The sequence below is a fragment of the Arthrobacter sp. 2MCAF15 genome, from assembly GCF_052115605.1.
Taxonomy (GTDB): Bacteria; Actinomycetota; Actinomycetes; order Actinomycetales; family Micrococcaceae; genus Arthrobacter.
In genome coordinates this window covers 1-14,458 of sequence record NZ_JBFRGZ010000018.1, presented here as the reverse complement: position 1 = coordinate 14,458, position 14,458 = coordinate 1, and the positions used below count along the sequence as shown (strand labels likewise).

Genomic DNA, 14,458 nt, shown 5'->3' with positions numbered 1-14,458 from the left:
ATGGCACCATAAGAGGAGTTTGCGGAAACGTCGCATATGTCTCACTTTGCGCGTACTGCACCCATGCCACCATTTGCGCATATGCCGCAAAGGACTAAAGCGTGACGAACTATGCGCAAAAAGAACCATTTGCGCCAGAATCGACGAGACCCGATTAGCGTGTGCCCAGGGACGGGTTCCCGCATAATGGTCCCTTTTGCCAATGTCGGGTGTCGTAGCACGGGGCTGTTAAAAAGGAGGACTGTAGAGAACCCCGGCCTGACAGCGATTCGCAAATGGTTCTATTTGAGCAAGCGGCGTCTCGCCGGCAACCACGTCAACCGTTTCGCATATGGTGGCATTTTCTCAAAGGGAAAACCGCAAGGAGCTGCAACGTTCGAACGCAAATGGAATCATTTGCGAACGGGCCGCCAAGGCCCCATTCAGGGACTTATGGTGGGATTTGCGCTTAATGAAGTATTGCCTCATATGCCACCGCATACGCATCTGGTACTACTTGCTCAAATAGAGGGATTTCAGGTAATCCCACATCTGCCGCAAAGGGTGCCTTATGCGCATATGGTGACATATGTGCCGGCAGCCCCTGCGGCCAGCTCCACGGACACCGAGCCGGGCAAGGGCGGTCCGTTTCCCGGACCACTCCAGAACTGGCGCGCAGTCACTCGACTTCCCCCTATCCACTTCACCGCCGGCTAGACATGGCACCAGGGCACTCCCCGAGCGGCGGATCCGTCCCTGCCGACGACGTTTCCTGACGACGTTTTCTCCCGGAACCCGGACCGAGGCATCCCACTTGGGTGTGCTCGCGAGCAGATGGTTCCATTTGCGGCCTGGAGCAATTGGATCTTTGTCAGCTGGCATCTGGCTGACGCAGGGGAGTGCGGTCCGGAGGCGGGATGTGCGCAAAAGGGAACATTTGCGCAAAAAGGGGCATTTGCGAATATGGGTCAATGGTGGCATTTGCTCATGATTAAGATTTAGGGGATGGTGCCGGACCGTCTCCTAGGCAGGTAGTTGCTTACCCTGTGCCGACTGACGGCCGGCGCGCCGGCCGGGGGAGAGTGCTCGTCCCGGAGGGTAACCGTCACTCCAGGCGGTGGGAGCGGTATCGCAAACCACACTGGAACCGGCCACCCAGAATCGCGGCAGCGAGGGGGAGTGGGCGTGGTCGCCACGTCTTCGCAAATGGCACTATTTGCGCATTCCCACCTCGGTTTGATCCGGCCGTCGGCACAGTCGTGACGCCGGGAGAGTGGGATTCGACGCACAGCCAGGAGCCTATCAACCAAACCGCCCGCGGAATGGCAGGGGAGAAGGGCGTCAGGAATAGGATCGGGGTGAACGAAGTTAGCCGGCCCTAGTGAACGCCATGTCCGCCAGGGCCCACTCGTCCGGTGGACCCTCAAATGCCTCCCATGGGTAGTCTTCGCCGGGGGAGAGGAGCTCGGCGACGGTGTTGACGTTCTTGGACAGCCATTCCTTCCACAGGAGCCGTTCGATCCGGTAGCGCTGCAGTTGCGCCGCCACAGCTTCCATGACCCCGAAGTGCTCGGCGAGGTCTTTCAGTGACGTCGATGCCACCACCGACCATGCCCGTGCGTGGTTTCGGGCGATCATGTTCCAGGCGGCCATCACCTCAAGCGCCTCACTGACAGCTGTCCTCGAGAGCCTGGTCAGCTTTACGATCTCGGATGTTGGCAGGCCGGGGGAGTGTTCCAGTGCCTCATACACGAAGGCCGCCGGCAGTCCCAGTTCCCTGAAAACTGGCCGAAGCGCGTGGATTTTCCCCTTCCGCCAGGTCAGGTCTTCAGCCGCCGTCTTCACCTCCTCCGGCACTGTCAGCATGTAGAGATCTCCCTTGGTACCGCGGCCCCGTTCAACGAGGGTCACCAACGGGTCCTTCTCGTTGCGCAGGGCTCTGAGGTGTGATCCGACCGTGGTGTGGTCGAGGCCGGTGGCCACCGCGATGGACCGGTCACCGAATTCAATGAACCTGGACGCCGTCATGTGTGCTGCCTCCCCCAGCGACCTCAGCACCATTCTCCTGGCCAGCCCGGTCCTTGATTCGGTGTAGGCATGTTCCTTCAACCGCAGTGCATTTCGCCAGGTCCGGATGAACCGATGCTCCACATCGGGGTTCGAAGAAATCGGATTCCCTTGTAGTACAGGGGGCTGTGTATTTGGCTGGCTTGTGGGGGATATACGGGCATTGTCCTTTCTGTCCCTGGACCCGGGGTTTTTGCTCAGATACGCGACCGCATTCAGCCAGTCCCTGCGCAACGCCGGGACACGGTGGCGGGAGGCATAGCGGGCGTAGAAAGAGGCCAGTCCGGGCCAGGTTCCCTGCAGCATCCGGCGTTCGACGTCGACGAGTTCCATGCCGGCGGCCGCGGCACCGGCGACAATGGCCTGACGTGCATCCGAATCGGAGGCGTACCGGTTGGTGTCGTACAGCCCCGTCTGGGCCATCAGCTGCATGGTCCGGGACATCCGCCCGGCGGGGTGCAGGAGTCGGGGCGTCTCGGCGGTGGCCGGTGTGATCGTGCCTTCGAGACGGAGTGCCCTGACCGCTGCGATCTCCCCCGCAAGATCCGCGTTCATGGCTCCCCAGACGGTGGCCGAGTTGGGCCGCCGGGCAACGTCGTAGGCCATGGACAACGACATGGCGAGTTCCTGGTGTCCGCCGCGCTTGTGCGGGGATCCGGGTGTGCGCATGCAGCCATGCAGGAGGTTCTGGTGCGGGGTCTTGTCCAGGCTCCGGTAGCGGGTGCCCAGCGCCTCGACAAGATCACGCGCTTCAGAAAAGGTGACCCGCTGCTCGAGCGGGATGTAGACGTGCCGGCCGCCGTTGGGGGAGTAATCCTCAATCCAGCGGGCACCGACCGAGTGCAGCCACGTCTGGACGGCACGGACGTCGGCCTCGACCAAGTCAATACCGGCGACGGACGAGTCAAAGTCAAGGAAAATCGCAGCGCACGTGCCGTCCTTGCCAAAAATCCGGACCGCCGCAGGGAACGTGGGCAGGGTCTCAGTGAGAGTGCGCTCATGCTTTTGCGGGTAAGTCTTACCTGCATCCCGGGAGAGGCGAACTCGGGGCTGACCTGCGAGGATAGGCGCCAAGGCAGCCCACGCCTGAGCGGGGCTGTGTGTAGAGGATGGCCCGCGCGACACGCCAGCGCCGTATATGGCTGGCAGCACGCGGGTGTGCTGTTGTACGATGATGCTGTTCCTGTCGAGGGAATGAGTAAGGGCCGATCTTCCAGGATCGGTTTTGCAACACAAATGAAGCCCTGTGAAGGTCTTCCATCCGATCTACGATCTGTTCGCCGGCAAGCTTCCCGGATCGTGGATCTTCAGCTTCGAAGGCCCGCCTAGTGCGGGCCTTCTTCTGTTATGAGGCTATGCGGATCGGCAGTTCCTCCTGGTGCGCGAAATGATCCAGCAATGCCAGGTCTTCGCGCAGGGACCGGTCGACGGCAGAGGAAACGTAATCAGTGACAGTCATGCCTTTAGCGGCAGCGATCATCTGAACGTCTTCCGCAGTCTTAGCCTGCGTGCGGAAGCCAATGTATTTGCGTAGGCCCTTGCTAGGCCGTCCGCCTCCACGATTGATTACTGCGCTCATGGTCATGTCCTTTGAATCTCGCACAACTTGCGGTTGTGACTGCTTCATCGCTGGTGCTGCCTGGAGTCGACCACTTTGAGGTTTCTGTTTACAGCTATCGACTGAGTCGAAATTAGCACTGCTTGCGGCGGCATCCGGGGATTTGTTTACAGAAAACGACTCCGCGTGTCGCATCGCACTTTTCTTGGGCTTCGCAGACCTGCGCTGAAACTCTATCTTCCTGGCGGGATGGCGGTCCGCCCTGCCGATGTGAGTCACCCTTGCAGCGACCCTGCCGAGCTGGAAGTTGGACGGTGAAGGGGCTGAATTCGGACACGTTATGGGTACCTGCGGTGTCGGGACGGTGGCCGTGCTCATCCTTCCTTCCCCAGCAATAACGATGACTTCTAAGATCCGGTTGATATGGTTGGGCCCGTTCTGCCCGGGATATGCTGAACCCTGATTCAGACTAAAACATGTTTGAAACATGTTTCAACCTAGCCTATCCCTATTGAAGCTATTGAAGGGTCAAGTTGTTGTGACGCAAGCTCTGCGTTCCCTGTCTGTAACTACGTCTGAAAAGGCTTTCCGCGATGCATCCGGTGCATTCGCAGCATTGGAACTGCCAGGCGGCCTGACTCTGAGTCTGCTTTTGAGCGTCATTGAAGACATCCGCGGCAAGCGGATCCGGATTCGTGCCACCGAGAAGTTGGTCGGCACATCCATCTGTGGTCTGTGGCTGCCGGGGGCGAAGATCGAGTGGGTGTTTCATCCCCCGACGCCCTGGGAGCTACAGCGCCAGCAGTTTATTCTTCACGAACTTGCTCACATGGTCCTGGGCCACGACACAACACCCGGTGCGGGCACCGTCCTGAAGAGCGGCTTTCGTGGCCTGTCTCCGGAGATTGTGCGCAGGGCCCTCATGCGAACCGAGTTCCGGACCTTGGAAGAGGCCACGGCCGAGTACCTTGCCGATCTCATGGCTGAGGCGTTGAGGGCAGGGCCTGGTGAACCGGGCGCCTTCGAGGACGTCTTCGGCTGATGGAGATCATCGCAGCGGGGCTGATGGTCAGCCTGACGCTCATCGTCATCGCGTCACGCGGCCAAGGTAAAGACACCAGCATCCTATGGGCCTCGGTGCTGATTTCCGTGTCCATGGTCCTCAATATTAACCCTGTTTACCTGCTCGCAGATGGGTGGGTCGGCGGGAGGAACTATGCGGACCTTGGAGCGAACCTTCTCCTGTTGACGGGTGTCTATTTTCTCGCCCGGGCCATTCATCGGGCTGCACAGCCGGCATCCTACGGCAGGAAATCCTCTTACGACGTGGCGGCCAAAGCAGGACTTGTGGGCACGGCGATATCGGCAACCATCCTGTTCATTCTGATCGACGCTCCTGTTACGTCGACGTCGTTCATGCGGGATTACGGAGGGCAGTGGGCGGCGGGTCTGTATTCGGCCGGGCAGTATCTCTACATAGGCGCGGTTATGGCCGCCGCAGGCTGGACCTGCGTGCGCTTTCGGAAGGCTTGGACCACCGGAATCTATACCGTAGCGTTCGCGCTCGTTGGCTTGGGGTGCCTGTCCGCCGTTCTGTTCGTCGTTGATGTGCTCGTACTCGATGCACTTCACGTGCTCGGTATGGTTGAGGCGCTGTCCGCCTTGTCTGGAATATATGCGGTGTTGAATTCGGCTACGTTCCTTTTTCTTTGCACCGGTATGGCTTTACCTCCCGCCAGCCGCAAAGTCACTGCCATCTACGAAACGGCGCGAACCAGCTCGGTGCTCGCGGGCCTGGAACCTGTCTGGGGACAGGCAGTAGCCGGGAATGCCGGGCTGACGCTGGACCTTGGTGTGGTTCCGAAACGCCCGGACCGCCGGCGCAGCGAGCTGCACCGCATGATTGTGGAGATCCAGGACTCCTTGGCCCGGGATCCCGAAGTAAGAGACAGAATTGGCGCCGAAGGCCTCGGAAAACTGGCCAGCGCCTCCGACCACCTCGAACGGCTGTCGTGGCGTCCTCGCTGAAGGCTGTTGCCTGGGCTGGGTTACTTGGTGCTGCGGGCGCCATTGCAGGTGCGGCATGGGCAGCCCGTGAGGCGACTTCGGCGACGTATAGGCGCCGCTATGGCATCGTCCCTCTGGCAATTTCCGATAACGAGATCGAGCTCCCAGCCACGAGACACACGCTGGCGCCGGGGCAGTTCGGCCTGCAGCTCTCGGCAGGCGGCCCTCCGGCCGTCATCGGTTCGGTCATATCCACCCGTGACGGCAAAGTCACACGGCGCCTCCTTCATCGGCCCGCGGGCCTGTCTCTGGAGTCCAGGGGACGGTGGAGTGGCATCGTATCGGTCGATCCATCGTCCGTTGCAGCTAACGTGGTCGAGACTTTTGTCGAGACAGCTCTCGGCCCAGCCCCTGCGTGGATAATCGACCGCGCAACTGACCGCTGGGCCATTCATGTCCATGGGCAAGGAAGTACCAGGGCACAGACGCTGCGTGGGGTTGAGAGTGCATCGCGTATGGGACTCAGCTCATTAGTCATCTCATATCGGAATGACGGCGAGGGCCCTCGCTCGGGGGACGCTAGATCGCATTTGGGCGAATCGGAATGGCGCGATCTAGAAGCAGCTCTTCGGTTTGTTGCGGAGCGCGGCGGAACTGAATGTGTGGTGTTCGGCTGGTCACTTGGGGCAACGATGGCTCTAAATACCGTGCAGCGGTCGTCGTTGGCAGAGATGATCAAGGGCCTCGTTATGGTCTCGCCGGTATTGGTCTGGGAGGACGTTCTGCGTGCCAACGCCCGCCATCAGCGCTGTCCACAACTCCTTGGCTCACTCATAGCCCGGCTCTTGGCGCTCAGCGGATTCAGCAGACTGGCCGGCCTCGAGGGGCCGCTGGAGGTGCGCGGTGCTGACCGGGCCAGATTCCAGGGCGCCCTGAGTATCCCGGTCCTGATCCTCCACAATAGGAATGACTGGTCCGTTCCTTTTGAAAATTCCGCTCGCTTCGCGCAAACACACAAAGACCGGATAGAACTCGTGGAGTTCGACTGTTCCGGACACACACAAGAATGGAATTCCGACCCGGTAGGGTGGAATCTAGCTGTCCGCCGCTGGTACGAATATTGGTTCCCGCCGGGCCCGGCCGGAGAACAAGCTGCGGCAAACAGCGAATGAAATTGGATGGGGTTGAATTTATGGTTGGCGGTGACAGTCCCCGCGATCGGCTAGAGCGGGCGGAGACCCTTGCTCGCAAGGTGAACCTCCTCCTGGACGTCGTGGTGGCCGAAGGCGGAGAACCCTATGAGTTCGCCGACATCCAGGCAGGCGTGCGCGAAAACGGGTACGAGCTTTCTCGAACGCGCTGGTGGCGAATTCGCTCTGGTGAGTCACCCGATACTGTCCCCAAAGAAGCCCTGGTCGCGATGGCCAAATTCTTCAAAGTGGAACCGGCATACCTGACCGATGAATCCGGTGAACTCCCGGAACGGATTGAGCGGGAGCTGCAACTCCTGAAGAAGATGCGCCGGAACAAGTTGAAGAACATCGCGGCCCGAACTCTCGGCGACATCGACACTAAGACCCTCGAGGCGATCAATGCACTTCTGGACGATGTGGACACCTACGAAAGCAACGATCCCGAACGCGATTGAATCATGGTTGAAACATGTTTCAATCCTGCTATCGTGGACATGTGCCCACCGCGATAAGTTGTACGTCCCCCCACCGAGCACCGGCGTACCGCCGGAACGCCCCGGGACAGTCGCGGTCACATGCCTTCGACATAGCTGGTGTACTCCTGGGTCAGCTCTCGAACCCGAGCGGATTGAACGATATAGACGACATCCTTGCCGTGGCGCATACCTGCCGGGGGGTCGGTCTGCACCAGACCCGCCTTGGCGAGAAAATCGAGGTGTCGGTTCAGGCTTGGTCGGCTGATATCCACCGCAGCCTGCAGACGCCCAATGGTCGACGGGCCGAGCATCGACAGGCGGCGCAGGATATCTACCCGGGCACGGTTGCCCATAAGACTGATTGCCACCTCAACTTCGGGCGGCATTTTTGGTCGAATCAAGCTTGGCATGGATCCATCTTGCCTGACGCAATGATGAACCAATGTCTCTCTTGCCGACGCACTCTATTACTAAGCAATAGAGTTTGTAACGGCCTGAGTCTGTGGCCCGCATGAAGCCGACGGGACTGCTGATCGGCGCCGCGGTTATTGTGCCGGCGATCTTCCTGGGTCTGGTCCTGTCGATCGTGCTCTTCGGGTCGACTCCGGCCGCGGCCGATTGCGTCCCCGCGGCTTCCGTCTCGATCAGCTCTGACACCAAGATCGACGGGTACTCAGCTAAGCAGCTGAGGAACGCTGCAGCGATCATGAATGCGGGCAAGTCCCTGAACCTTTCGGCCAAGGGCCAGATGGTCAGTGTGATGGTGGCCCTGGGGGAGTCGGGTCTGCGGGTTCTCGACATCGGCGACGGTGCTGGACCGGATTCCCGAGGTCTGTTTCAGCAGAGAGATAACGGTGCCTGGGGTTCCTACGCGGACCGGATGAACCCGTCCGTCAGCGCGGTCAACTTCGTCAGGGGCCTGCAGAAGGCCGGGGGCTGGGAGCTGCTGGAACCGACGATCGCCGCGAACCTCGTCCAGCGCAACGCGGACCCCTATCACTACCAGCGGTACTGGGACCCGGCAGTGAAGATCGTCCAGGCCCTCTCGGACGCGAATTTTTCCATCAGCGGCACCGGCTGTCCGGTTCCCGGCGCTTCCGGCGCGGGCGATGATCTGCCGTGGGCCACCGCCGCCATGTACCAGCCGAGCGCGCTGGGAATGTTCAACCGTGAGTGTGTGGACTTCGCGCTGTGGCGCGTGAACCAGCAGCTCGGCAGCACCAATACCCCGTACAAGGTCCTCAACAGCACTTTCCGCCCCGACGGCGTGAATCTCGGCTCGGCACTGTCGTGGCGGGACGGCTGGAACGCCCGCGGCTGGCCCACCGGCTCCGCGCCGCGGGTCGGCGCGGTCGTCTGGTACGCGCCCGGCGCCGGGGGAGCGGACCCCACGTACGGCCACGTCGCCGTGGTGAAGGCCGTCAACGCAGACGGGACCTATCTGGAGGAGGGCTACAACGGCAACCCCGCCCCGGAAGACCACAAGTACTACACCCGCACCGTAAACAACGATCTGCCCAGCGCGTTCCTGTACGTGCCGGGCTCGGAGGAGTCGAAGTGAAACGCACCCTGACAGCCCTGGCCGCCGTGCTCCTATGCACGGCGTGCGCCCCGCCGTCCACCGGCGGCGGCCCGGAACGCCAGCCCGTCCTCACGTCCCCCGCGGTGACTTCAATAGCTCCCTCCCTGAGTACCGGGGGCAGGTCCCAGGCCCCGGGAGGGACCGTCCCGCCCACGTCGGGCATTGCCTGGGATGACGAGAGCAAGACCGAAGCGGTCGCGGTCGCGACCTGGGCCATGGCCGACTACGCCCGCCCCGGCACCGACGCCGCCCTGTGGGCAAATGACTTCGCCCGCTGGCTCACCCCGCAGGCCACGGCCGACTACTCCACGGTTGATCCGGCCAACATTCCCGTCACACGGGTGACCGGGCCGGCGACGCTGGCCGTGGATGAAGCCAACGGCTACGGCGTCACCGTCACGGTCCCCACCGACATTGGCCCCTACGCACTCCAGCTGCTGCGCATCTCGAAAGACTCCACCTGGAAGGTCAACCGGCTGACTCCGCCGGCGTCCTGATGCCGCCACACCTACTCACGAAAAGGAAGAAACTCATGGGTCTCAACCCGACAGAGGTACTGGCTTTCCCCAGGATCCGGGCCATCGTCCGTGACAACGGCACCGCAGAAGTCGTGGTGGCCGGGAACTCCCGCACCGTTGCACCCGCAGAGTCCCTGCAGCAGCTCCGCGAAAACGCCCTGGCCCTCGTGGTCGGGGAAGCGAAGACACTGAAACGGGCCGTCCGGGTGGCCATTGATGACCCCGAAGGTCAGGGCGAACTCATCGTCAGCCCCGACGGCAGCAAGGAATCCGTGAACTACACCCCCAAGCCCGCGCACCGCGGGGCCGAGGCTCCCACGACCACCGCAGCGCCCGTGGCGGCGGCTGTCATCGAAACGCTCCCGGTCGAACCGGCCCAGCCGCAGACCGACACGGCCAACAGCACAGCAACGACAGGAACGACGATGACGCCCACCCCCTCAGCAGCGTCAGCAGCGGCCCCCGCCGCGGAAGAGGCACCGACTCGGCGGAGCCTGAAAGAGACCTCGTTCCTGGTCAGCGCCCCGGTGCTGGAGCCGGCCACGCAGGGTTGGCGGGGAACGCTCACGCGCCTGGGATTGCGGATGGACCCCTCACAGGAAGAACTCTCCGAGCGCGAGGATATCCGTACGGTGAGCCAGCACTGGCCCGGGCCGCGGACCATTGCTGTGGTGAACCGCAAGGGCGGGGCGAACAAGACACCCACCGTGGTGATGCTCTCAGCGATCCTCGCCCGATACAGCGGCGCGGCCACCGTGGCATGGGACAACAACGAGTCCCAGGGCACCCTCGGCTGGCGGACAGAAAAGGGCTCCCACGACCGGAGCGTCCTGGATCTGATCGACGCCTCCACCGAACTTCTCTCCCCGTCAACGAACGCGGCCGAAATCGCCAAGTTCGTCGATCATCAGACGGCCGACAAGTTCGATGTCCTGCGCTCGGACGAAAACGAGGAAGGCGATCACGAAGTGACCGCTGAGGAAGTCGACATTGCCCACCAGGTCCTCACCCGCTATTACCGGCTGGTGGTCATGGACTCGGGCAACACCGCCCGGGCCGCGAACTGGCGGCGGATGATCGAGCACACCAACCAGCTCGTCGTCCCGGTCACCGCGATTGAGGACCGCGCCGAAGCCGCCCGCCTGACCCTGCAGACGCTGGAATCCCGTGGCGGCCACGACGCGGAGCTGGCCCGCAACGCCGTTGTCATCGTCTCTGAGTCCACCGACGCCAAGCGCAGCATGAGCGGGGATGCCCTGAAGCGGGCCAGAGACGAGGCCCAGCGGATCGCGGACGGCTTCGCCCCGTTCGTCCGGGCCGTCGTCCGGATTCCGTACGATCCGGCCCTGGTCAACGGACCCATCCGCTATGAAGCCCTCCAGCCCGCAACCCAGCGGGCATGGCTCGCGGCCGCGGCCGCCGTCGCCGCCGGCTTCTAAACCACCCGCCACCGGACTCTGAAAGGAGGAAATCGTGCAACAGACCTTGAACCCCTGGATCACCCACCCGGTCCCCGCCGGCGGCGCGGACCCCGCAGCCCCGGTTGCGCACGTGCCGCCTGCGGCTGTGATCAGTGCGCCGCTGAGGGGAATGGTTGAACCGGACGCCGCGGACCGGCTTGGCCGCCGTACCGTCGCGGGCTCTGCAGCGCTGTGGGTCACCGGGGCCCACGGTGGATCCGGTGAAAGCCGCATCGCTGATCTGATCGGCGGTGCGCGGGTCACCGGTCACTGCTGGCCCGTTCTCCAGGACGGCAGCAAGCCTCGAGTGCTGCTGGCCTGCCGTGCAGATATGCGCGGCCTGACAGCTGCACAGGGCGCCCTGACGCAGTGGGCATCAGGCGCGGCGCCGGAGCTTGATCTGCTCGGCCTCGCCGTTCTGGCGGACGCACCGGGCAAGACTCCCAAGGCACTTCGGGACTTTGCCGCCATCGTCGGCGGGGGCGCGCCCCGGCTCTGGACCCTGCCCTGGGTCGAGGCCTGGCGACACGGGGACTCCACCACCCCGCCGCCGGCCCGCGAATACCAACGCTTCATCACTGACTTGGCCGTCCTGGCTACCGTCACCACACCCAGCACCACCAACTGAAAGGTCTCACCATGAACCCCTTCGCCGCAATTGCAGCGAGCGTTATCCCCAACCCCACCCCGGTTGTCCCGGCACAGGCAGGTGGCCTGCTCACGATCCTGAACTGGGCCTCCGGCATCGGCCTGGTCCTGGGCGTCCTGGGCGTGATCATCGTGGGCATCGGCATGGTCATCCAGCTCCAGCGCGGTGAGGGAGCCCAAGCCATCGGCAAGCTCGGCTGGGTCCTGATGGGCTGCATCATCATCACCGGTGCCTCGGGCATCGTCCGCGCCTTCGTCTAAGCCAGCACCACAACGGGAGGTTCAGCATGAGCCAGTCAACTGAGAGCACCACCGAAAGCAATCCGTTCACCAAACCCGGGTTCATCATTGCTGCCGCGCTGGTGGTCGCGCTGATTGCAGCAGCCGTCGTCATCTTCGTGCTCCCCAAAGGACAGGAGAGCGCCCAGCCGGGACCGGCTCCGGCGGAATCCAGCAACCCTGCTACAGCCGGCCCCAGCGCTTCGGCGGCAGCAGGGAAGAGTATCTGTGGCCTGTCCTCCTCGTCGGAGTCATCGTTGGGAGCGGCCCCGAAGACGAAGTGGGAACTCGTCGGAACAATGGCCGCACCGACCGACCCGAAAATGGGTCCGGGAAAGACGGACGATCAGGGCATCCGGTCCTGCTTCGCTCACACTCCGACAGGGGCGCTTTATGCGGCGGTGAACCTTTGGGCGCTGGGCATCGACCCCTCGAAGGAACGAGCTATCGCGGAGCAGCTTGCAGCCAAAGGCCCTGGCCGTGACGCAGGGATGAAGACGCCCACGACCGCGGCCCCGGCCTCGGCCGTGAAAGTCCAGATAGCGGGCTTCAATGTCTCATACACGGCGAACCAAACCGTTGTGGAACTGGCATTCAAGGCGGACACCGGAGCGCTTGCTTCGGTGCGGACGACTCTGCTTTGGCAGGACGGGGATTGGAAGGGCGTTGTTGCCGACAATGGCGCGCCTTTGGAGGAGCCTCGGCAAGTCCGTGACCTCTCGGGGTTCATCCTCTGGAGTGGGGCATGAGGCCTACCTGGAACCCCGTAGGGGACTGGTTTTCAGGGCTCGCTGATGACGCCATGGGCAACATGGCGAAGGCCATCATGGAGGGCATGAGCCAGATGGTGACGACACTGTCTACCTTTTGGGTGTCGATGCCCACGGTGAACCTTGCCAGCGAGGACGGAACGACGCCGAGTCCCGTCGTCTCCATGGTGAACAGCGAATTGATGGTCTGGACTCTGACGCTGGCGGTCCTCGCCGTCATTCTCGGCGGCATCCGAATGATCTGGGAACAACGCGGAGCACCGCTAAATGAGCTACTGCGGTCCCTCGTCACGCTCACACTTGTCAGTGGCTTGGGCCTGGGTGTCATCTCGATTCTGGTAGTCGCCGCGGATGCTTTCTCTGCCGCCATCATTGAGCGCTCCACCGACGGTAAGGGCTTTGCCGAGTCGATGAACCTCCTGATCGTCTCCGGCCAGACGGGGGTGGGCGTTTTCATCCTTATCGTTCTGGGATTGATCGGTCTGCTTGCCTCCCTCGTCCAGATCGTTTTGATGGTGGTCCGCAGCGGCATGTTGGTGATCCTGGCGGGCATCCTGCCCACCACGGCTGCTTTCACGAACACGGAGATGGGAAGGCAGTGGTTCCAGAAAGCGGTTGGCTGGACTATCGCGTTCATCCTCTACAAACCTGCGGCGGCCATCGTTTACTCGGTCGCGTTCCTGCTCATGGGTAACAACAGTGGGAAGGATTCATTGATCACTTCCATCACGGGTTTCACGTTGATGGTTGTGGCCCTGTTCGCTTTGCCGGCGCTGATGCGCTTCGTGACGCCGATGGTCGGTGCCGTCGCCTCCGGCGGGGGAGCGGGGGCCGGTGCTGCCGTGGGGGCCATGGCCACAGGCGCTGTGTCCATGGGCCGCAGCGGCAGCGGTAAGGGCAATGCCGCCCCGACCCCGGCGAGTACACAAAGCAACCAGTCAGGCGCATCTCCGAAGGGCAGCAACGGAACGCCTGGCTTGAAGGGACATGGCGGCCAGCCGACGCCCGGGGCTACCGGTCCGGGTGGGGCAGCCAGCGCCGCAACCGCGGGGACAGCAGGCACCACCGGGGCAGGAGCTGCCGCCGGCAGCGCAGGCGCCGCGTCGGGTGCGGCGAAGGCCGCAGGTCCGGCTGGCATGGCCGTCGCCGTAGGAGCACAAGCAGCGTCCAGGGTTTCTCATGCCGCACACCAGACCGCGCAGGATTCAACCCGGCACGATTCACCGCAGGAGGGCCCCAATGGCAGCAGTTAATACCGAGTACAAGGAACCGTCCTACGGCAACTGGCGCGTCCCGCGCTCAGCGGGCCTGGGCAACCTCGGCGCTATCGGCACCGGCATTGTCATGGCCGGGTTGTTGCTGGGCATCATCACCTTCGCGTTTCTTGGCCTGCTCCCGGGCCTTGCTGTCCTGGCAGTGGCCGGGGCGGCCGCCCTGTTGCTGACGGTCAAGGACAAGCACGGCCAGTCCGTTGTTGACCGTTTCGGAACCCGGATGAGCTTCCGGCTCTCCAGGTCCTCTGGAACGAATCTCTACCGTTCCGGCCCCCTCGGGGTGACGGCCTGGGGCATGTACCAGCTGCCCGGGCTGGCCGCGAAGTCGACCCTGTACGAATTCACCGACTCCTACAAGCGTCCGTTCGCGCTGCTGCACGTGCCGACCACCAGCCACTACACCGTGATTTTCTCCACCGAACCCGACGGTGCGTCCCTGGTGGACCCGGAGCAGGTCGATGCGTGGGTGGCGAACTGGGGCGGCTGGCTCGCCGGCCTCGGGGACGAAGCGGGCCTGGACGCCGCCGCCGTGACGGTCGACACCGCACCGGATTCCGGCTACCGGCTCCGCAATGAGGTCATGATGAACATCGACCCGAACGCCCCGGATTTTGCCAGGAACGTGCTCAACGAGGTCGTACAGACGT

15 protein-coding genes are annotated in these 14,458 nt (G+C 62.9%); 12 read left to right on the top strand and 3 right to left on the bottom strand.

Going from position 1 to position 14,458, the window contains the following annotated elements:
* Positions 1–1,347 precede the first annotated feature (1,347 nt).
* Both AB4089_RS17945 and AB4089_RS17940 read right to left on the bottom strand, forming a co-directional pair.
* The gene (locus AB4089_RS17945) at positions 1,348–3,198 is read right to left on the bottom strand and encodes a MarR family transcriptional regulator (RefSeq protein WP_441410632.1); all 1,851 of its coding nucleotides are present in this window, start codon (positions 3,196–3,198) and stop codon (positions 1,348–1,350) included.
* Between the two features lie 193 nt (positions 3,199–3,391).
* Positions 3,392–3,625: a hypothetical protein gene (locus AB4089_RS17940; protein ID WP_011689691.1), complete on the bottom strand. Its 234-nt coding sequence runs from the start codon at positions 3,623–3,625 to the stop codon at positions 3,392–3,394.
* Positions 3,626–4,115: 490 nt separating this feature from the next.
* On the opposite strand from AB4089_RS17940, the gene AB4089_RS17935 reads away from it, so the two are divergent.
* The 4 genes from AB4089_RS17935 (at position 4,116) to AB4089_RS17920 (ending at position 7,259) form a co-directional block, all read left to right on the top strand.
* On the top strand, positions 4,116–4,646 hold the full coding sequence (locus AB4089_RS17935; protein WP_441410631.1) for a hypothetical protein: 531 nt from the start codon (positions 4,116–4,118) through the stop codon (positions 4,644–4,646).
* A complete protein-coding gene (locus AB4089_RS17930) occupies positions 4,646–5,632 on the top strand; it encodes a hypothetical protein (RefSeq protein ID WP_441410630.1) in 987 nt (328 codons plus the stop codon). Before AB4089_RS17935 ends, AB4089_RS17930 begins: the two co-directional genes overlap by 1 nt.
* 569 nt (positions 5,633–6,201) lie before the next feature.
* Complete coding sequence (locus AB4089_RS17925) at positions 6,202–6,783, top strand: alpha/beta hydrolase family protein (RefSeq protein WP_441410629.1); 582 nt, start codon at positions 6,202–6,204, stop codon at positions 6,781–6,783.
* Positions 6,784–6,863: 80 nt separating this feature from the next.
* A complete protein-coding gene (locus AB4089_RS17920) occupies positions 6,864–7,259 on the top strand; it encodes a hypothetical protein (protein WP_441410628.1) in 396 nt (131 codons plus the stop codon).
* Between the two features lie 116 nt (positions 7,260–7,375).
* Here AB4089_RS17920 and AB4089_RS17915 read toward each other — a convergent pair whose 3' ends face one another.
* Entirely contained in the window at positions 7,376–7,690 is a 315-nt protein-coding gene (locus tag AB4089_RS17915) for an ArsR/SmtB family transcription factor (RefSeq protein ID WP_441410627.1), read from the bottom strand.
* Between the two features lie 101 nt (positions 7,691–7,791).
* Between AB4089_RS17915 and AB4089_RS17910 the strand changes: the two genes are divergently transcribed.
* From AB4089_RS17910 to AB4089_RS17875, 8 genes are all read left to right on the top strand, one after another.
* Positions 7,792–8,841, top strand: coding sequence for a CHAP domain-containing protein (locus AB4089_RS17910; RefSeq protein ID WP_441410626.1), 1,050 nt, complete (start codon positions 7,792–7,794; stop codon positions 8,839–8,841).
* Complete coding sequence (locus AB4089_RS17905) at positions 8,838–9,359, top strand: hypothetical protein (RefSeq protein WP_441410625.1); 522 nt, start codon at positions 8,838–8,840, stop codon at positions 9,357–9,359. Before AB4089_RS17910 ends, AB4089_RS17905 begins: the two co-directional genes overlap by 4 nt.
* A 35-nt stretch (positions 9,360–9,394) precedes the next feature.
* Positions 9,395–10,819: a chromosome partitioning protein ParA gene (locus AB4089_RS17900; RefSeq protein WP_441410624.1), complete on the top strand. Its 1,425-nt coding sequence runs from the start codon at positions 9,395–9,397 to the stop codon at positions 10,817–10,819.
* Between the two features lie 34 nt (positions 10,820–10,853).
* Positions 10,854–11,468, top strand: a complete 615-nt coding sequence (locus AB4089_RS17895; RefSeq protein WP_441410623.1) for a DUF6668 family protein — start codon at positions 10,854–10,856, stop codon at positions 11,466–11,468.
* Between the two features lie 11 nt (positions 11,469–11,479).
* On the top strand, positions 11,480–11,749 hold the full coding sequence (locus AB4089_RS17890; RefSeq protein ID WP_441410622.1) for a hypothetical protein: 270 nt from the start codon (positions 11,480–11,482) through the stop codon (positions 11,747–11,749).
* Positions 11,750–11,775: 26 nt separating this feature from the next.
* A complete protein-coding gene (locus AB4089_RS17885) occupies positions 11,776–12,516 on the top strand; it encodes a hypothetical protein (RefSeq protein WP_441410621.1) in 741 nt (246 codons plus the stop codon).
* Positions 12,513–13,790 (top strand): hypothetical protein, encoded by a 1,278-nt coding sequence (locus AB4089_RS17880; RefSeq protein WP_441410620.1) that lies wholly within the window; start codon positions 12,513–12,515, stop codon positions 13,788–13,790. Before AB4089_RS17885 ends, AB4089_RS17880 begins: the two co-directional genes overlap by 4 nt.
* Positions 13,777–14,458 (top strand): SCO6880 family protein (locus AB4089_RS17875; RefSeq protein ID WP_441410619.1); only part of this gene is annotated, 682 nt, incomplete at its 3' end. The genes AB4089_RS17880 and AB4089_RS17875, both read left to right, overlap by 14 nt.

Excerpts from the sequence above, each read along its gene's own strand:
- AB4089_RS17930 (WP_441410630.1), top strand. The coding sequence starts at position 4,646 with ATGGAGATCATCGCAGCGGGGCTGATGGTCAGCCTGACGCTCATCGTC.
- AB4089_RS17880 (WP_441410620.1), top strand. The coding sequence starts at position 12,513 with ATGAGGCCTACCTGGAACCCCGTAGGGGACTGGTTTTCAGGGCTCGCT.
- AB4089_RS17885 (WP_441410621.1), top strand. The coding sequence starts at position 11,776 with ATGAGCCAGTCAACTGAGAGCACCACCGAAAGCAATCCGTTCACCAAA.
- AB4089_RS17890 (WP_441410622.1), top strand. The coding sequence starts at position 11,480 with ATGAACCCCTTCGCCGCAATTGCAGCGAGCGTTATCCCCAACCCCACC.
- AB4089_RS17940 (WP_011689691.1), bottom strand. The coding sequence starts at position 3,625 with ATGAGCGCAGTAATCAATCGTGGAGGCGGACGGCCTAGCAAGGGCCTA.
- AB4089_RS17915 (WP_441410627.1), bottom strand. The coding sequence starts at position 7,690 with ATGCCAAGCTTGATTCGACCAAAAATGCCGCCCGAAGTTGAGGTGGCA.
- AB4089_RS17910 (WP_441410626.1), top strand. The coding sequence starts at position 7,792 with ATGAAGCCGACGGGACTGCTGATCGGCGCCGCGGTTATTGTGCCGGCG.
- AB4089_RS17900 (WP_441410624.1), top strand. The coding sequence starts at position 9,395 with ATGGGTCTCAACCCGACAGAGGTACTGGCTTTCCCCAGGATCCGGGCC.